Below are 18,020 nucleotides of genomic sequence, written 5' to 3'. Positions count from 1 at the left end.
CGTTTCGTAATTCCGAATTGTCTACAAGCAGACTTGTATAACAAATGAATTGGGCGGTTTCAGCAGGCGTGACACCGATTACGCCTCCTCGGACGGTATGCTTCCCCGGTCTTTCATTAACGACGTTCCGTACTTGATCCAGTTGCGCCGATAGTAAACATACCCGAGATAGACTGCCCGCCAGCTGTAGTCCAAAACCACCCCGAAATACACCGCAATTAAGCCGTAGCCAAGATACACACCACCGACGTACGACGTTCCGAGCAAGAATACAAACATTCCGACCAGAGTCGCAAAGAACGGATTTCGCGTGTCACTTCCTCCTCGGAGTCCGCCTTCGAATCCTCTGTAACTCACATAAAATACGCCAGCAATCGCAAACGTTCGAACAAAACCAACAGTGAGAGTAGCTGTCTCCGGATCTGACGTAAATAGTGCAGTAAGTGGTGTGGCAGCAATGAATAGCAACGCACTGAGGACAGCCCCAAGGACAATGGCGAGAGCGGTCGTCACTAATCCGGATACGTACGCTGTCTCTGGATCATTCCCTAGCGACTGGCCAGCGAGAATATTTGCTGCGATATTGAAGCCGCTCGCGACAGGGTGGCCGACCTGTCGATATACTCGTCTTCCAATGTGGTACGCTGCGTTTGCTTCTGTTCCGATGAAGAAAAGCACGGCGTTGAAAGGTAGTTCGGCTATCATCACAACCACGCCTTCTGCGAACCGAGGAGCACTGACGGCCACAAGCTGTTTCGTGATTGTTAAATTAGTTGGATATCGAAACTGTAGGTTGCTTGATGGTCGATACATCACCCAGAGGAACAACACCACTGAGACGGTCTCCCCCACGACTGTTGCCAGTGCAATTCCCAAGACCGAGAGGCGGGGAAATGGACCGAGACCAAACGCGAGCACCACTGTGCCAACGAGATTGAGGATGTTGGTCCCACCTCTGATGTACATCGGTGTCTGCGTATCACCGGTTCCCTGCAGTGCTCGCACACAGATGCGTGATAAATGAATGAGCGGTGCGACGATCATAATTATCATCAGATACTGCCCACCCATCTGAACGACCTCGCGTTCTGCGCCGAGGACAGCGATTGCAGTGTAACTGAACGCCAAGCCGAAGAACACAAATGGAATGCCCACTAGAATGCCGAGAATAAGGGCCTGTGATATCGCTTCTCCTCGATTTTCGATCGCATCCGAGCCAGTGTCCTGGCTGGAGAGGGCAATTGTCGCGTCACCAAGCCCGTTTCCGATTCGAGTTATAATTTGACTGAAAGCGTCACCGGTGCCGACAGCAGCCACCGCCACTGGTGAAAGCAGTCCCGCAACCACAACATCGGTCGTCCGCATTGATGTCCGAAACACCTTTTCAACCATCACCGGCGCAGCCAGTAAAGCCGCTTTCTGACAAATCGACCAGATTGAATATCGGGCATTGAACACGTTATCTACAGTCGTCTGTAAAGCAGGTTAACCATTCATATTGAGGCCAGCATCATTGACTGTATTACCCTCTGCGAGCATCAGCTCATTCGCGTTAAAACGTCATCCGACCTACTGAGTCATCAATGTTTTTACCACATCCCACACAATGTGAGTTAATGAAAGAAGTTACCGCGAGAGCTAACGTCGTTTCGTCGCCAGCGGCGGTTTGTGATCGTCTTACGCCGGAAGCGATCATCGACTACATGGATAGCTATAGCGTCGGGTCGTTCGATAAAACGGACCAAGTATTTACCGTGGCAAACGAGAAGATTGAAATGGTGCTCGAGTTTGAGCGGATCGAAGACGGTTATCGATACGAACAACGCAAGGGTCAGGGGCCCTTCGAGGAGATGCTGACGGAGATCACAGTAGATACCGATGAGGAGATGATTGTCACTCGCTCAAGGTTCACGTTCGGCGGCATTTTCTCGTTCATTATCGACTGGTTGGCGATGGGACAACGACAGCACGAACTCGAAAAGATGCTGATAAACCTCGTCACTGACGAAGCGGGAGGTGAAAAGTCCGTGGCTCCCTCGAATAGTTCAGAAACGGACAGCTATAAAGTCTGACGCTCATTTCGTAATTTGCTCTAGGCGATCGCCGAGAACCGTTCTCGTCGCGCTCATTTCGTCTCCGACACGAAGGACCTGGTACCCATCGTTGATCGCCGTGCGAGCGGCATTGGGATCGTTCGCAATCCGACCGATCGGCACCTCATTCTCGAGTGCACGAGTACGGATCGTCTCGATGGCCTCCTGTACCGCCGAATGCTCCTTTTTGAGCGGATGTCCCAGTGAGACTGAGAGGTCGCCCGGGCCGACGAAGATGAATCCGAGTTTGGGAACCGCCAGTATCTCGTCTATGTTATTGAGGGCAGTCTGGTTCTCGATCATGACACCGACACAGACGCTACGATCTTCACGAGCAGGATAGTCGGCCGGTGACCCCCATATCGACGATCTCCCAGATGCAGAGCCTCGTTCACCGCCCCCACCGTTGTAGTAGAAGCGAGATGCTTTAACTGCCCTGCGGACGTCGGTAGCAGTCTCGACGCGAGGGATAAGAAGGGTTCGGATACCAGCATCAAGTGCCTTACGAACAAGATTAGGTTCCCCAGATGGCAGTCGAAGTAGCAAGTCGATGTCGGCGACTTCACCTGCCCGCGAGAGGTTCTCGAGAACTGGACTGTCTGTCGCACTCGGGCCCGAATGTTCGAAATCGAGCCACACGAAGTCGAAGCCGATTGATCCGTACACTTCAATCAGGGGTGGTGAGATTGTGGTGGCTCGAGCACCAAGTACTGCTTCATCCTGCTCTATCGTCTGGCGGAAGTCATTTTGCCACTGCATAGCCTATCTATTTCGGGGGTACTGGCATAGCTTTTTAGGACTGGCTTGATAGAGTGAACCGTACTGACTCATCTCGGATTCATATCACAGTGAAAATATATTCTAACAATATAATGTTTCTCGATTAGTAAATCCGAACGGCACTTCCTTTGATTCGCTGTTCAGAAGTCTCGTACTCTCCAATATGGATGTCCCATTCTCAAAGATGACAGAGACAGGAAACCGTCGCCTTCTCCGAACTGATGCTTCCACGTGTGTCGTTATAATAATCGTCCCGTGTTGCTCTTTTCATTACCTATATTGCTGCAAATGAATAGCAAACGTGTTCGAATGGATTGTTTAATAGGCCCCACATACATTAATTATAAATATAGATATTATAGAACAATTATAAATATTTAGGCGAACGGTTATATATATTGAAGGTATATCTGTATTGACCATGCAAAATAACCGGTCAAACGTACGTAGACGGCAGTTTCTCATAGCGACTGGGTGCACAGCCACGACCGTAGGTATAGCCGGCTGTCTGGGGGGAGATGACAATAATTCAGACGATGATGCTGACGGCAATGCAAATGGCAGCACCGATGACAATCAGGACAGTAACTCCAGCGCAGACTGGCCAGCTGAAGATGACACGCTTAGGATGGTTATCCCGTTCTCACCAGGTGGTGGATACGATTGGTACGGACGCCAAATTGCAGAAATAATGTCAAGTCATCTACCGAATGAGCCGGAAATCGTCGCCGAGAACGTTGAGGGCGCAGGGAGTCTTGTCGGAACGAACGAAGTCTGGAACGCAGAGCCCGATGGGCATACGCTAATGATTCGACACGGTCTTTCAACCGTTCACCAACAAATCGGCCAACCTAACGATGTCGAGTTTCAAGTGTCAGAGTTTACTAACCTGGCTCAAGTGTCAGTCTCAACTTACGGTATCGTCCAACGTGCAGGGATGGATCCGGTCGAAACCTGGGACGATCTTGTCAATTTGGTAACGACCGGCCTTTGGGGTTCGCCGGGTGTCGGCGTTACAGGTCATGTGTTCCCGCTCGTCCTTGGGAATATCACTGGCGGGTGGGAGATAGACGACCTTGACTTCGTCCACTACGATGGCGTCGGCGACGCGATGGCCGCGATGGATAGAGACGAAATTGACCTCTATTGCCCCGGGATTGCTTCTAACCTTCCGTACATCGAAGATGGGGTAAGCGAACCCGTCGTCACGTTTGTCAATGACGACGAACCAGGTTGGGATGATACACCAAGTACGACCGATCTTGATGCGCCAGACGGGCAGGCCGCTATCGATGCGTTCAGAGCCCCACGAATCATCTGTGCACCGCCTGACGTGCCCGAAGACCGCGCTCAGGTTCTCGAGCAAGCGCTGCTCGAGACGTTCGACGATCAACGCTATCTTGATGCGATCGAGGAAGCCGAACGCGATTACCAACCCGGCGGCATGGACCTTGCGACTACTGCTACAAACCAGATGTTCGAAATCTGGGAGAGCGAAGCGGACCTGTTACAAGAACTGATGGAGTAGCTCCTGAATCGAGTTATCACTTGTTTACAGTCGAATCATATGGATTTTGTACTTTAATGGAAGAGAATGTAGCAGACTATCATTCTAAGCGAAAGATTAAGTCGCCAACCTCAGCAGTCCCCCTAATATATCTCGTATCTCATAGTTAATCGACAATTCGTTCCGGCGAATCAGGCAATGTCTACTTTAGCGTTTTTAACGTAGATCAACGTCTCAGCGGCTGTCGTAGCATCTTGATGAAAGATGAGATAATCACTTATTGTGAGAAGTGTTTGAGGTAGTCGAATGCTCTCTGCTCGTCGCTTGAGGCCCATTGTACAGTACTATATAATGGCGTCATAGGGTCCGCAACATATAGAATGGGCCTTGCCTTGTGGTTATTCTCACCTAGACAGTGCTGGACAGTGATCGTAACGAATAGGGACAAACTCACTTTGGACTATGTGATTAGAAAATGTCATAATCTATTTGAGTGGTGGCGATAAGGGTACAGACATGGCTGAAAAAAACGGGTCACCCCCTGCAAGAGAGACTAAAGCAGTAGACGTTTCGGAACAACGATGGGGTTCCGACTTTGTTGCTGATCTCGTGAAAGGATATGGATTCGAGTACGTTACGTACAACCCCGGAGCATCGTTCAGGGGGATCGAAGAATCGCTCATCAACTACAATAACAACGTTCCACAAACAATCGAGACGCCGCACGAGGGCGTATCCGTGTCTATCGCACACGGGTACGCGAAGGCAACTGGCGAGCCCAGCCTTTGTATTCTGCACAACGTCGTCGGGACGTTGAACGCCGCTATGAGTATCTACAATGCGTACATCGACCGGGTACCGATTGTAATGCTTTCCGGAACTGGTCCACTGCGGAAATCTCACCGTCGGCCGTGGATCGACTGGATCCATTCCGCGAACATTCAGGGAAACCTCGTCCGAGATTACGTGAAATGGGATGACCAGCCGCTCCATAGTGACGGTGTTGCAGAGTCGTTTCTTCGAGCAGCCGAAATCTCACAGACGAAGCCGATGGGACCAACATATATCACGATAGATCACAGTTTACAGGAGAACGAACTTGAGGAACCACTCGAGTTGCCTGATTTTTCAAAATTTGATCCACCTTCGCGGATGGCCCCCGACAGCCGCGCAATTGAGGAGGCAGCAGCCCACCTCACAGATGCGGAGATGCCGCTGATCTTGGTTGATACAGTTGGAGATACCCAGGAGGCTGTCGACGGACTTGTTGACCTAGCCGAAACCCTGGCAGCACCAGTAATGGATATTGCATGGCGTCGGTTCAACTTCCCGACGACACATCCGCTATACTTCTCAGGAAGTGACATTTATGAGAAGGCTGATGTCGTCCTCGGGCTTGACGTCTGGGATATTGATCGCGTAACGCCGGATAGTTCCGAGAAGCTGACGGACGCAATCGACAGGGAGTTTACCTACATCGAAATCGGAACGCACGAACTCGAAGCGTCGGGAGTGTTTCCAAACACGTATCCTGCACGCGAGACAGATATCTCGATCCTCGCGGATACCACGCTTGCTAACCCCAAACTCGCAGAAGCTGTTCGAAAAGAACTTGAGGACGACACGCGGGCACAAGAGCGCGTTGCAAATCGATACGATCTCCTCACAGAGGAGAATGAGGCACTTCGAACCGCGTTCCAAGAGGAAGCCGAAGAAGTCTGGGATGATTCACCGATCTCGACAGCACGATTGGCTGGAGAGACATGGAATGTCATTCAAGACGATGACTGGGTCCTCGTCAACAACATGTTTCCCCGATGGGCTGAGAAGCTCTGGGAGTTTACGGAATTCGATCAGTATATCGGCGGATATGGTGGCGGCGCTGGGGTCGGATACGGTATCGGTGCGTCGATTGGGGCTGCACTCGCTTACAAAGGTACAGGGCGTATACCGGTTAGTCTACAACCTGACGGCGACCTCATGCAGTACGTGAACGCGTTGTGGGTGCTTGGGCATTATGACATCCCCCTTATGGCAGTTATGCACAACAATCGGCAGATGTACAACTCGACTAATCACCGGATGAATCTCGCCGAAAGCCGTGGCCGCGATTCAACTCACGAAAGCGCACTTATTGGCACGGGCTACCGCGATCCGTCACCGGACTTCGCCTCGATCGCCGAAGCAATGGGTGTCGTTGGATACGGGCCCGTTAAAGATCCTGCAGAGCTCAATAAGGTACTGACAGCAGCCTGGGAGGACGCGAAGAACGGTTCACCGGTACTCGTTGACGTCGTCTGTCAGTCCGAGTAACATCGTGTTTAGTTTAGCGAATTCCACCAGACGGCGAAGGCTTGCAGCCATGTTTCGGCAGTCGCTAAATCGACGTGGCTAAAATTATTGCTAAACGAAGAAATACGTCGTTTTATCTCTCTAAAGACACGTCCTACAGTGTTCCGATTTCCGTGGCGTTCGGGTCGAAATCGAAGCTCAGCTCGTTGCAATGCAGCCGATAGATGATGTGCTCGATCGACGAGAAACACGGCGTCATCGACGTCGTGTTTCTCACGAAGCTCTCGCAGAAACCGTTGCGTCAATGCCGTCGTGGTCGTTGTAAAGAGGCTTAAATGCAGGAATTCGTTCGTCTCGGGATCGACAGCGGCGTACAGCCAGAACTGGTGACCATTGATTCGGATCACCGTCTCGTCAAGCGCGACTTGACCCGGACTCGCGTTACTGGCGGGCTGTAACTCTGCCTTCTGCACCCAGCCGTGGACGGCTTTCTGCGACCGTTCGACACCGAACTTCTCAAGTTCTGAAATAGTATTCGAAAGCGACAACCCTGCAAGATGGAGCCGAATACCGAGCTTCATCAGCTGACGCAGTGTCCGTTCTCGCTCCACAACGTCTAATTCGATCCAGTCGCTACGACCACTGAGGCAAGCGATTTTCGCCATAGGCCATCTGAAAATCACCTCGCCTCATCCTTCAGCCTTAACTAAACACGACCCTGCTCACGGCAGTGTTTAGTTAGGTCAATTTGAGAAGCGAGCGAATTCTAGCGACAGAATTTGAGGAATCATAGAAGCGTGAACGGACCCGAGTCCGCTCACTCAGCGTATATTTAACGACTTGATTCTTCGCAGGCTGCGATAATTACGTCTGGGTCGTCGACGAGACGGTTTTCCATGTAGTTCCCTTTTCCTTTCCCAGCCCACTTACGTTCCTGTTCGATAATAGAGAGAAACTCGAGTTCCGAGAGGATATCGCGAACACGCCGGAGTTTCAAATGTGAGGAGTCATCGCGTTCACACAGACGTTTGTACAGATCGTAGACTTCCGTCGTCTGCACCGTGTCGCCAGTTCGATCAGGTTGTTTGACGAGCAAAGCCATCGCCTCGAGGACGAGCTTGGCATGACTAGGCGATTTTGAAATCAACTCTGCTAGTCGACTCGTCTCCTCTCGTTCGTGTGCGAGGTTTACACAGGTTTCAGAAACGATTTCGAGGTCCTGTTCCTCAGCTATTTCCCCCGCAAATCGGAGGATGTCGATCGCTTTACGTGCGTCACCATGTTCTCGTGCAGCTAACGCAGCAACTCGAGGAACAACACCCTCTTCCAGGACGCCGTCATGGAACGCATCCGATCGTGAATGGAGGATCTCCTGGATCTGGGTCGCGTCGTATGGAGGGAAGACGTACTCGCGTTCACAGAGACTCGATTTGATGCGTTCATCGAGCGATTCTTTGTATCGGATCTTGTTCGAGATACCGATCGTCCCGATGGTACTGGAGGAGAGCTTTCCGGATTCAACCGCTCGAGAGAGCTGCATGAGAATGTCGTCCGATTCCATTTTGTCGACTTCGTCGAGGATGACGAGTGCGGCATCGAACTGTTGGTCGATTATCTGCCACAGACGGCGGTAGTATTCCGATGTGCTCAAGCCAGAGTGTGGGATCGAGATACCCGTCGTATCTTTGTCGTTGAGCTGATGACCGAGTGATTGGACAGCCTGTGTCTCGGTCGACTCCTGGAGGCAGTCAACGTAGGCTACACCGATTGTAACACCATTGTCCGCTGCTCGAGAGATTGCCTGGTTCGTGATGAACTTCGAACAGAGGGACTTTCCAGTACCTGTTTTTCCGTATACGAGCACGTTATTCGGCGTATTTCCGGTAAGTGCGGGCTGAATTGCGCCGGCAAGATTCGTGAGTTCCTGTTCCCGACCGATGATTCGGTCGCCATCGGGTAGGTGGGACACCTGTAAGAGATCTTTGTTTCGAAAGATCTCGTTTTCTCGAGTGAAGTAGTCGCGGGAATCGGGCATTTTCTTGATGATGTATTCTCAGAAAGAGACTTAACTCTTTCCACCAGATTGCCGCTGTATGGGTGGGATATCGACCACACAGGGGCTCAGAAAGGCGATGCTCACACCAGAATGCCGCTGTAAGCAACGATACGCACCCCTCATTTCCGCTGTATAGCTCAGTAAATTGAATGAGATTGTCATGGCTGGTAGAAGGTAACTCACATACCGATTTAATGAAACACCCCTCATTGCCGCTGTATGCCAGATGTCAGACGACCCCTCTGCGCGCGGTTCTTAGGACCTCATTGCTGCTGTATAGAGGAAAAAGCCCTGAGAGAAAGGGAGAGAAGTAAGATAATGACCCCGGAGTGCCGCTGTAACAGAACACGCAGACCCCACGTTGCCGCTGTATAGACCTCAAAAGGACTCCACGAGAAATGAGAGAAGAACGTTGTTCACAGCAAGCTATCACCACGAAACTCATACCAGGACTATCTGGTAAAGACCTAGCGATGAGAAGGGAAAAGAGATCCAGAGGCTGTTTTCCCCTGGAAAGAAAACCTGTTGTTCAAGACGTCTTGAACGTGTTGTTCAATATACTTAGTGAACTGTACACACCTAGGACACTTATAGTTAACTATGCCAGGGATTGCAGTATTGAATGGATCGGTGATATTATCAACAAAATATCTGGAATCGCTCGCAGCTATTTCCTCAGCTACCTTCTGCATCTTATACAGCGGCAATGAGGGGTGTGTCTCTTAGGAACTTCTCCTGAAAGGTCCCAATTATGAGACTGTTAAATTATCCAATCATTCAATCTCGAGGGTGAACCAATTCCTCTCTTAGCATCCTCAGTAGTGAGCTAAAAGGCCTCAAGAGACTTCGTGGAATTAGCTTGTTACGTTAAACTCAAACAAACCCTCCAGGGGTTTTCATACTGATGATTTATAAAAGTGCAACGTGTTAAACAATGTATTATGAACTCACCACAAATATCTGCGGGACCACGTGTTTCCGTCGAGAATATCGGTGGAATCGATTCCACGTCGATTGAGTTGAATACTGGAGTGAATATCCTTACTGGAGAAAACGCAACAAACCGGACGTCCTTCCTTCGCTCAATCATGGCAGCCCTTGGAAGCGATCACGCCTCGCTGAAAGCCGATGCAGATCATGGATCGGTCACGCTCACTATCGGCGATGAGACATACGAACGGCGGTTCGATCGCCAAAACGGTCATGTTGTGACCAACGGCGATCCCCTTCTCGAGGATGCTACGCTGGCTGATCTCTTTGCGTTCTTACTCGAATCGAATGCCGCTCGCCAGGCTGTCAGCCAGCGACAGGACCTTCGCGATGTTATCATGCGGCCCGTCGATACGGATGAGATTAAAGCTAACATCGAACAGGCCGAGGCCGAAAAACGTCGTCTCGACCAGGAAATCGAATCACTTGCCGAACGCAAGTCAGAGCTTCCTGCTCTCGAGGAACGACGCCAAACCCTTCGTGAAAAACTCCAGAATGCCGAATCTGAGCTTGAGGAACGGCAGGCTGAACTCGAAAAAGCTCGTGAAGCCGAGTCTGACACAACAGATGACGATCTTGATGAACAACTGGATGCTCTCCAAACGGCTCGGAACGACCTCGAGGAGACCACGTTCCAGCAGGAAACGGAAAAGGAGAGTATCGAGCGACTTGAAACCCAGATTGAAGGAATTCGCGAGGAACTCGAATCACTTCCTGACTCACTCGAGCATGATCCAGCGGCAGTCGAAGCCGACCTCGAAACCCTCCGTGAACAAAAATCATCCGTCGACTCGAGTATAACTCAACTCCAGAGCATTATCCAGTTCAACGAGGAGATGCTTGAGGGGACAAATCCTGAGATCACAGCAGCGCTTAATGAGTCAAGCACTGGTTCAGTGACCGACCAGCTTCTTGAGGATGGCAGCTCTGTCGTTTGTTGGACCTGTGGTTCCACAGTCGACAAAACCCAAATTGAGGACACGATTGATCGTCTTCGATCGCTTCGAGAAGCCAAGTCTACAGAGCGAAATGAGCTGCAGAGGAATATCAACGACCGAAAACAGACTCTCAAATCTGCGAAGGAGACAAAACAACGTCGTCAAACGCTCCTTCAGCGTCAGGAACAGAACGAATCTGAACTTGAACAGCGGAAAACACGTCTCGAGAATCTCGAAGAAAAGGAAGTTGAGCTCCGTGACCGTATCGATGATCTCGAGGAAACGGTGAACGAACTCGAGGAAGAAAGCGAGAGTGAAACGTTGGATCGACAGAAAGCCGTCAGTGAGGCTGAGTTCCGTGTTGAGCAGAAACGAACGGAACTCGAAGACGTGGAAGCGAATATCGAAGAATCGGAGTCTGCGATCGACCGTATTGATGATCTCCGGGATGAACGTGAGGCGGTTGCGAATCGATTGACTGATCTCCGGACACGTATTGACCAAATTGAGAACGAATCAGTTGAGGCATTCAACGAACACATGGAGTCCGTTCTGGAGGCACTCGAATACAAGAATATTGAACGTATCTGGATCGAAAAGGCCGAGAAAACGGTGAAAGAAGGCCGGCGAAGCGTTGCACAATCAACGTTCACCCTTCATATTATTCGCCAAAACGAGGCCGGACGAACATACGAGGATACCGTCGATCACCTCAGTGAGAGCGAGCGTGAGGTAACAGGGCTGGTGTTCGCCCTAGCAGGATATCTCGCCCATGACGTTCATAAGGAGGTTCCGTTTATGCTATTAGACTCACTCGAAGCGATTGATTCAGACCGTATTTCGAAATTAGTTGATTACTTTAGTGAGTACGCTGAGACGGTTGTCGTCGCGTTGCTACCTGAAGATGCCGCCGCTCTTAATGACAACTATAGAAGGGTGACATCGATTTAAACAAGGACCTAGTTCCCCGAGTCGACTGGAACCTTGTACCTAGAACGCACCTTTTTTCCATCCCGCCATTGCCAGTAGTAGCGGTTATCGTCGATTTCTTTCACCGTGACGTCGCCTTCGACAGGACGTCACAATAGAACTCTTGACGGAATCTCCGTCGAGGATCTTCAGAGCGCGCTCAGCAACGTCGAAGGAAAGAAGCCGACACAACGGTTGTTAGCCGCAATTGCGTCCAAAAACGGCATTCCGCAGATTGAGCTTCCGAGTGGTACGAGGCTGAACGGAAAACGAACTACAATTGGATCACGTGACTCGATACTGACGAGTCGCTCGAACAGGCCGTGACTGATAGTCATCAATCTGGGAGGAAACGAAAAATCTCAGAAATTGAGTAAGAACGGTTCGAAGAAACTGTCCACGAACCATCCGAGGAAGTTGGGCTCGGCGCGCCGGCGTGGACGCCGGCGCTCGTCCAGCAGTATCTCGACGAGACGTACGATGTCGAGTACTCACTCCCGAGTTGTCGGCGGTTGCTGAAAGAAGCGGGATTGTCCTACCAGAAACCGCGACGTTCGCCGTCAAAGCTGACGAAAACGAGCAAGAAATGTTCCACGAGGAGCTCAAAAAATGCGGCGGGAAGTAGACGCCACCGTGGCCTGTCTCGATCAAACCAAGAAATCCGTACACGTCGAGCCACCTAGCGAGAGAAAACCACGTGGTAAGCGGCCAGTTGACGGACTCTCTGGACAACGCGACTGGACGTGTCTGTTGAGCGCGAACACCGAAAACGGTGATCACTTTTTCTCCCGATTCGAAGCGTCCGTCACCGCTGAACACGCAAAACATTTCATTCTAGAATTATGCAAAGCAATCGAAGATGATTTGCTCGTTATGCTCGATGGAGCGCCGTATTTCCAGGCGTCAACCGTCACGGACCTGGCGGCCCGTGATGACCTCGCCTTCGTCACGTTACCAGCGTATTCGTAGGATCTCAATCCAGTCGAAGCGTGCTGGAGACAGCTGAATCAACGCTGAGCAACCGATTCTTCGACTCACTTGCTGAGTTGACAACAGCGATCGACACCGCCCTCGACCAACTTTCGATTCCAATCGTGAGTAATCATCTCTAATGTCTACTATAGCCAGTTCCATTGGATAGAATCAGCCAATCAGACGGACACTTCAAAATAGAAGTCGCTACAGCATTCGGAGGCTACCATTAAGACTTTTAACTGTTACCGGATTATTGGTAACCATCAGATGTACGAAGTGCTCGACGACACGGCGGCCCAAGTCATCCTCGCCATCGAGAGTGGCGATTCCATCCGTCGTGTCGCACAGCACCTTCACACACCTTACGAAACGGTTAGACAGGCGGCTAACAGACTCGAAGACGCAGGCTATGTCCACTACCACGATGGCCTCTCCGTTGTCGATGATCGTGTACGCGACGCAGCACGTGAACTAGTCGCAGCGAGCGCCGGCGTTAGTCCGCCATCGATCGAGGAGGCGTACGTCATCCCGCAGTTCGGTGACTGGCCGTTCGCGTTTACGCGAATCGACGCCGTTTATGTCTGGACTCAGGGCGGTTACCAAGTCAGCCGTGATCCCGACGACTACCCGCTGTTCATCGCTGTTCGCGAACAGGATGTCGACGCCTGGGAGGCGTTCTTCGAATCGTTCGGGCTGCCAACCGCCCTCGAGCGTCAGCCCAGAGACGAACTGGCTGGTCCACTGCAGGTCGTCCTTGATCCGTACCCGGCACTCGAGATCGAGGATGTGGAAGGCTATCCAGTCATTCCCCGCGAGGACACGATCGAGTATATGTACGAACACTACGTGCAGTTCCAGTCGGCGCTCGCGATGCTCGACCGCATGTACGAGGATCTCGACCTCGGTGTCGCCTACCGAGAGACTGAACGGGTCCAGTCATGAGTTTCGGCAATCGGAGTGATGCACTTATCGAACTTCTCGAGGAACTCACCGAGAGCGGCAATCAGTACGTCCTCGTCGGTGGCTATGCCGTCTCGGTATTCAATGCGCGCTTCTCGACCGATCTCGATATCGTCGTCGCCCCGGACTCCAAAGAGGAGTTCGTCGCGTTTCTCGAAGCGCATGGATTCGAGGAGACGGACAGCCACGCTAAGCAGTGGTTCTACGATACGGAGGTTATCGAGTACGAAAAACGACTCGCTCCCCAGCAACCGATCGGCTTCGATTTGCTGGTGAACGGCCTCGGCTGTCGCCAGACTGAGGCGCAGTGGTCGTTCGACTACCTGTACGATCACAGCCACCAACAGGAGGTGAGCGGTGGGACAGTGACGACGACCGCCCGAGTCATCGATGGAGCGGTACTCGTGGCGGCGAAGCTCCACAGCGGCCGCGAGACGGATCTCCGAGACGTCCTGGCGGTCGCAGAAGAGATCGACCTAGAGACTGTCACACCTCACTTGCATCGGGGAGACGAAGATGACCTGTGTGCGCAACTCGAACGTGGATTAGAGATTTTAGAGACCGAGGATCTCAAGCATGGCTATCGGAGTGATTTCGGAGCATCAGCTGTCTCGACGGAGACAATCACAGCTCTCCAGCAGTATCTATCTGAGGAAGTAGAGCAGCTCCGTTAAAACCAGGTGTAACACACTCACCCTGGAGACGCTCAAATTCTGGGTCCGTCTCATCAGGAATATCTTTTTTTAGCAAGTACGAACTTACTTGTCGGGATTAACTGGTCCTTTGTACTTGGAGCGGATTTTGTCGCCATCCCGCCACTGCCAGTAGTAGTAGCGGTTGTCGTTGATCTCCTTGATCGTGAGCGTCGCTTTCGAGGGGACGCCATCGGGAAGATCGTCGGGACGCTCATCGAGTTCGACTTTCTCGTCCGCTTCGGCAAGGCGGGCCTCGCGCTCACGATACTCGGCGAGTTCCTCGGCATAGCGGGCAACGCACCGGAGTTGCTCGAGGGAGTAGTCGTCGAGTGTGCCGATGACGTCGGTGGGGAGGTCCGCTGGGGGCGTCGGTGGCTCGTAGGACATGAGCTGATCGATGTTAACCAACACAGACGCAAAAAGCATAGTTTTGTTGGTTAATCCACGGAGACGGTGTCTTCAGTCCTCGGCGACCGTCTCAATAATCTCCTGGGCGGTCGAACTGATCCGCCCGAGTCGATCCTGGATTACCTCAGGGTCGTCGCCGAGCCACGCAGCGAGATAGAACGCCGACCCGCTCGTATCCAATCCAAAATACCGACCAACGATGTATGCGACGGCTTCCGCTTCGACCTCGCGTTTCGACCGTTCGTTCTCGTCGTCGACGTCGAAATGGAGCAGTGCGTGAGCGAACTCGTGAATGAGCGTGACCGCGAGGTCGGCCTGGTTCGGACGGGCTTTCGCCTCCACGATCGGCGTGAAATCGTGGATATCCCGCTGTTTGCAGACGCCTTTCGCGTCGCCGTGCGACCACTCGTCAGCGTCGACGATGCGAACCGTCACGCCGAGTTCGTCTGCTGCCTCTCTGAGTACAGGGACGAGGTCCTCGGCGTCGCCCGTCGCCTCTGTTTCTAACTCGGGGAGCGGTTCTCCCTCGGTCTGTGAGATATCGAAGACAGCGGCCGGCTTGAATCCCACGACCCTTTCGACCACTCCTCGGCTGGTCTCTCGTCGTAGTCACAGTCGCTGTCCTCGTGGTAGTTGGGCGAGTTCTCGCATTCTGGGCATTGCTTGGTGATGATCGGCGCCCAGATCCAGATCGCCTGTTCCTCTCCTGGACATGCCGATCGAACTCGTTCCGCCAGGTGGTGAAGCCGGCGACCTTCGTCGCCTCGGGACACTGGAGGTTGATGAGCAGTGTGTTCCAATGGGAGTAGTCGTGGAAACGACTCTGGACCTCGACCACTCCTAGAACTCCGCTCTGGCCTGCACCGCATCAATGTCGTCCTGTGGATCTTGTTCACTCTCTCGACCATCTTTCACTCTATATCAGGGGTGTGTGGGTTCTGTTTTTTCGTCTACCTCCCCGCTCAAAATCCGAACAGACAAACTCTTACTTAACCAACGAACCTTTGGAGTCTTCGGCTATGTTGGTTAATTTTCGACAGTTCGGTTCCCCGGTAGCGAATCACTCAGTGGTCAAAGTTCGAGTGGACAAACTCATGAAAATCGAGAAGGTCGTCGGCCACCAGTTCCGTCAAATTCGGATTGACCAGGCGACCCCGGCCGTATTCGGTGGCGAGTTGTACCCGGTTGAGGTTCGACAGTGTATCATCGGCGGTGAGCAACGATTTCATCTCCGACCCGTCGACAATTCGATCGTCGACGTGGAAATTTCGATCGGTGTAGAGGAGTTGTCGGTCGTTTTCGAGCAGAAATTCAGTGATCGTCCCCGCGTTTTCGATGAGGGCTGCCCGCACCTCCGGATGCCCTTTTGGACTTACCGAGTAGCCAACGCGTATGAGTGGCGTCTCGCCGTCTTCGACACAGAACGCGACGAATAGATAGTGGTGCTCCTTGTTCGTGATCTCGGTACCGGGCTCCCCGTAGGCGACCCACAGGTGTGATGAGACGAACCGCAATTCCGCCGGGAAGCGGTTGAAATCCTGTGAAATGCCGTCACGCCACACGTTTTTCGCTTGCAGACCCTGCTCGACGAGCTTCCCCTCGAGAGCCCGGTACAATCGGGCGACGTGGGCGTAGTACTGGGTCGACAGTTCCCAGATGTCGGGCAGTTCCTCGAGCAACTCTTCCGAGAAACCGGCAAACGGCATGTACCCCTCTTCCTCGAGTTTACGCTGGAGGAGGTCGAGCAGTCGTCGTTGGGAATGCGACAGCGTCGAGCGATCGGTGTTTGAAGTGCGAAGGGCGATGTCTCGCCAGCCAATCCACTCGACGTTATCGAGGTCGAGTTCGTCGACCGCCGTTGGTTTGGACTCGTGACCGGTCACGACCATCAGTTGCTGTCGCTCGTTTCCGTACTGATCGAGATCGGCGTGTTCCTCTCGTAACTGCTCGATGTCGATGGTGGTTCCTCGCTTCGCCTCGATGATCACCGTGGTCGCCCCATCCCTGATCACCACGTCGGGGATCCGGTGGGCTCGAGGGTCGATCCGGGTGTGGAACTTGATTTGAAGCTCTGTCGAGGCCCACTCCTCGGGAAGACCCAGAATCTCGGCTAAGAGCGTCGGACCGAGTACGTCCAACACTCCAAAGACGACCCGGGTCAAATCGTCCTCGCTCTCGATGGTGAGATATCGCGCGAGTGCGTCGGTCATGCCCCACTCTACCACGGCTGGCCACTTGAGCGTATCAACCAGATGAATCAAGGGCGGCCCGAGAACCGGTGTGTGACCGAATTCGATTTCGGCGTTCGGAGTTGCTACTCGAGAATCTCGTCGTTCAAGTACCGGAGTTGCCGCTCCAGTTCTGGTATTTTGGCCACGTTTGCACCGTAATTCGAGTAATGCCAGACGCGGTAGGCAGTAATCTCCACTTCGTTTGCCACTCCAGTGAAGGCGGTAATGTTGTGTTCGAGGTCGATCTCGTCGGCCTCAACGACCTCACGGAGGGCTTCGAACGCCTGTCCAGAGAAGCAAATCACATCGTACGCGCCGTGGCCGAGCGTCGCCAGCAACTCGAGAAAGCGGTCGGTGTCGGCTTCAGCGGGCGCGACGTTACTCGAATTGGGATCGACGACATCAGGAACGATGTCGGTCATGTACGCCCCGATAATATTCTCTAGAGCGTTCTCCTGGATGAACGACTTCAGTCGATCGTCGAAGTGGGTCGACGATGGGGAGTGAAAATTCTGGTAACCCGGCGGAACAACCGCTGAGGGGTTCAGCGACATCAAAATCACGTCACTGGTAAGTCGATCGCTGTTAGTGTGGACGAACGCCTCGAATTGTTCAGGATCCTCCTCGAGGCATCCTTCAGCCGGAAATGTGTCGCTCCAGATGGCCCAGCTGTGCCCGGGAAATCGGGACTGAAGATTCCGAAGTGCTTCCTGATCCATCTGACTCTTCAAACAACTTCGATCCACTTGACTCTCAACGAAACAAGAAAGGTGGAAACTGCATGAATGTGGATTGAAGAGTGCGCTATGATTTTGATGACTGTCGATCACTCCGGGTTGGCTTCGGGATGACTACCCGCAGCGAGTCCTCCTTATCATTTCGTCGCTCAACCACGCCGAGTTCCTTGGCGTGCTTTTCGAGGAACTCGGAGAGAAACGATAGTAGCCCCGATACGTCAACGCTGTCACGCGGTTTTTCTCTTAGCTAAAGACAGATGTGTTGGTTAACTTTCGCCAGACCGGAGAGGGCGGACAAGATCTTCACCGGATCCCAGCAATTATCCCTCGGATATCTCTCCAACACCAACCAAGCAGTGACAGCACGACTCAATGCTGTCGATTCCTTG

General features: G+C 52.5%; 13 protein-coding genes and 2 pseudogenes. 7 read left to right on the top strand and 8 right to left on the bottom strand.

Annotated features, from left to right (window positions below; all coding sequences use genetic code 11):
- Positions 1 to 78: 78 nt before the first annotated feature.
- Complete coding sequence (locus ACFQO4_RS18570) at positions 79 to 1,392, bottom strand: MATE family efflux transporter (protein ID WP_500262343.1); 1,314 nt, start codon at positions 1,390 to 1,392, stop codon at positions 79 to 81.
- 224 nt (positions 1,393 to 1,616) lie between these two features.
- Here ACFQO4_RS18570 and ACFQO4_RS18565 point away from each other — a divergent pair, with 224 nt between their 5' ends.
- Positions 1,617 to 2,072, top strand: a complete 456-nt coding sequence (locus ACFQO4_RS18565; protein ID WP_500262342.1) for a hypothetical protein — start codon at positions 1,617 to 1,619, stop codon at positions 2,070 to 2,072.
- A gap of 3 nt (positions 2,073 to 2,075) precedes the next feature.
- On the opposite strand, the gene ACFQO4_RS18560 is transcribed toward ACFQO4_RS18565, so the two are convergent.
- A complete protein-coding gene (locus tag ACFQO4_RS18560; RefSeq protein WP_500262341.1) occupies positions 2,076 to 2,852 on the bottom strand; it encodes an HpcH/HpaI aldolase family protein in 777 nt (258 codons plus the stop codon).
- 442 nt (positions 2,853 to 3,294) lie between these two features.
- On the opposite strand from ACFQO4_RS18560, the gene ACFQO4_RS18555 reads away from it, so the two are divergent.
- Together ACFQO4_RS18555 and ACFQO4_RS18550 are read left to right on the top strand one after the other, a co-directional pair.
- A complete protein-coding gene (locus tag ACFQO4_RS18555) occupies positions 3,295 to 4,401 on the top strand; it encodes a Bug family tripartite tricarboxylate transporter substrate binding protein (protein WP_500262340.1) in 1,107 nt (368 codons plus the stop codon).
- Positions 4,402 to 4,896: 495 nt separating this feature from the next.
- Positions 4,897 to 6,693 carry a thiamine pyrophosphate-dependent enzyme gene (locus ACFQO4_RS18550; RefSeq protein ID WP_500262339.1) on the top strand — a complete coding sequence of 599 codons (1,797 nt, stop codon included), beginning with the start codon at positions 4,897 to 4,899 and terminating at the stop codon, positions 6,691 to 6,693.
- 8 nt (positions 6,694 to 6,701) lie between these two features.
- Here the strand turns inward: ACFQO4_RS18550 and ACFQO4_RS18545 are convergent, their stop codons facing one another.
- Both ACFQO4_RS18545 and ACFQO4_RS18540 read right to left on the bottom strand, forming a co-directional pair.
- Positions 6,702 to 7,337 carry an IS6 family transposase gene (locus ACFQO4_RS18545; RefSeq protein ID WP_500262338.1) on the bottom strand — a complete coding sequence of 212 codons (636 nt, stop codon included), beginning with the start codon at positions 7,335 to 7,337 and terminating at the stop codon, positions 6,702 to 6,704.
- Positions 7,338 to 7,504: 167 nt separating this feature from the next.
- A complete protein-coding gene (locus ACFQO4_RS18540) occupies positions 7,505 to 8,707 on the bottom strand; it encodes a Cdc6/Cdc18 family protein (RefSeq protein ID WP_500262337.1) in 1,203 nt (400 codons plus the stop codon).
- 962 nt (positions 8,708 to 9,669) lie between these two features.
- Between ACFQO4_RS18540 and ACFQO4_RS18535 the strand changes: the two genes are divergently transcribed.
- From ACFQO4_RS18535 to ACFQO4_RS18520, 4 genes and pseudogenes are all read left to right on the top strand, one after another.
- The gene (locus ACFQO4_RS18535; protein ID WP_500262336.1) at positions 9,670 to 11,607 is read left to right on the top strand and encodes an archaea-specific SMC-related protein; all 1,938 of its coding nucleotides are present in this window, start codon (positions 9,670 to 9,672) and stop codon (positions 11,605 to 11,607) included.
- A gap of 105 nt (positions 11,608 to 11,712) precedes the next feature.
- Positions 11,713 to 12,737, top strand: a pseudogene (locus ACFQO4_RS18530) (IS630 family transposase).
- 130 nt (positions 12,738 to 12,867) lie between these two features.
- Complete coding sequence (locus ACFQO4_RS18525) at positions 12,868 to 13,542, top strand: helix-turn-helix domain-containing protein (protein WP_500262335.1); 675 nt, start codon at positions 12,868 to 12,870, stop codon at positions 13,540 to 13,542.
- On the top strand, positions 13,539 to 14,234 hold the full coding sequence (locus tag ACFQO4_RS18520) for a nucleotidyltransferase domain-containing protein (RefSeq protein ID WP_500262334.1): 696 nt from the start codon (positions 13,539 to 13,541) through the stop codon (positions 14,232 to 14,234). The genes ACFQO4_RS18525 and ACFQO4_RS18520 overlap by 4 nt, the downstream gene beginning before the upstream one ends.
- Positions 14,235 to 14,318: 84 nt before the next feature.
- Here the strand turns inward: ACFQO4_RS18520 and ACFQO4_RS18515 are convergent, their stop codons facing one another.
- From ACFQO4_RS18515 to ACFQO4_RS18500, 4 genes and pseudogenes are all read right to left on the bottom strand, one after another.
- A complete protein-coding gene (locus ACFQO4_RS18515; protein ID WP_500262333.1) occupies positions 14,319 to 14,642 on the bottom strand; it encodes a DUF6788 family protein in 324 nt (107 codons plus the stop codon).
- A 72-nt stretch (positions 14,643 to 14,714) separates the two neighbouring features.
- Positions 14,715 to 15,536: pseudogene (locus tag ACFQO4_RS18510) on the bottom strand (DUF955 domain-containing protein).
- Positions 15,537 to 15,727: 191 nt separating this feature from the next.
- On the bottom strand, positions 15,728 to 16,873 hold the full coding sequence (locus ACFQO4_RS18505; protein WP_500262332.1) for a hypothetical protein: 1,146 nt from the start codon (positions 16,871 to 16,873) through the stop codon (positions 15,728 to 15,730).
- Positions 16,874 to 16,977: 104 nt separating this feature from the next.
- Complete coding sequence (locus ACFQO4_RS18500) at positions 16,978 to 17,448, bottom strand: hypothetical protein (RefSeq protein WP_500262331.1); 471 nt, start codon at positions 17,446 to 17,448, stop codon at positions 16,978 to 16,980.
- Positions 17,449 to 18,020: the final 572 nt, after the last annotated feature.

The sequence above is a fragment of the Saliphagus sp. GCM10025334 genome (assembly GCF_042663485.1).
In the GTDB taxonomy this organism is placed as follows: Archaea; Halobacteriota; Halobacteria; order Halobacteriales; family Natrialbaceae; genus Natronosalvus.
The sequence above is the reverse complement of the archived record's forward strand: the minus strand, read 5'-3'. Positions and strand labels throughout refer to the sequence as shown.

What these genes read in the sequence shown, in the direction of transcription:
- ACFQO4_RS18500 (WP_500262331.1), bottom strand. Translation starts at nt 17,448, where the DNA reads ATGTCGCTGAACCCCTCAGCGGTTGTTCCGCCGGGTTACCAGAATTTT.
- ACFQO4_RS18555 (WP_500262340.1), top strand. Translation starts at nt 3,295, where the DNA reads ATGCAAAATAACCGGTCAAACGTACGTAGACGGCAGTTTCTCATAGCG.
- ACFQO4_RS18525 (WP_500262335.1), top strand. Translation starts at nt 12,868, where the DNA reads ATGTACGAAGTGCTCGACGACACGGCGGCCCAAGTCATCCTCGCCATC.
- ACFQO4_RS18515 (WP_500262333.1), bottom strand. Translation starts at nt 14,642, where the DNA reads ATGTCCTACGAGCCACCGACGCCCCCAGCGGACCTCCCCACCGACGTC.
- ACFQO4_RS18570 (WP_500262343.1), bottom strand. Translation starts at nt 1,392, where the DNA reads ATGGTTGAAAAGGTGTTTCGGACATCAATGCGGACGACCGATGTTGTG.
- ACFQO4_RS18540 (WP_500262337.1), bottom strand. Translation starts at nt 8,707, where the DNA reads ATGCCCGATTCCCGCGACTACTTCACTCGAGAAAACGAGATCTTTCGA.
- ACFQO4_RS18560 (WP_500262341.1), bottom strand. Translation starts at nt 2,852, where the DNA reads ATGCAGTGGCAAAATGACTTCCGCCAGACGATAGAGCAGGATGAAGCA.
- ACFQO4_RS18520 (WP_500262334.1), top strand. Translation starts at nt 13,539, where the DNA reads ATGAGTTTCGGCAATCGGAGTGATGCACTTATCGAACTTCTCGAGGAA.
- ACFQO4_RS18565 (WP_500262342.1), top strand. Translation starts at nt 1,617, where the DNA reads ATGAAAGAAGTTACCGCGAGAGCTAACGTCGTTTCGTCGCCAGCGGCG.
- ACFQO4_RS18550 (WP_500262339.1), top strand. Translation starts at nt 4,897, where the DNA reads ATGGCTGAAAAAAACGGGTCACCCCCTGCAAGAGAGACTAAAGCAGTA.
- ACFQO4_RS18545 (WP_500262338.1), bottom strand. Translation starts at nt 7,337, where the DNA reads ATGGCGAAAATCGCTTGCCTCAGTGGTCGTAGCGACTGGATCGAATTA.
- ACFQO4_RS18505 (WP_500262332.1), bottom strand. Translation starts at nt 16,873, where the DNA reads ATGACCGACGCACTCGCGCGATATCTCACCATCGAGAGCGAGGACGAT.
- ACFQO4_RS18535 (WP_500262336.1), top strand. Translation starts at nt 9,670, where the DNA reads ATGAACTCACCACAAATATCTGCGGGACCACGTGTTTCCGTCGAGAAT.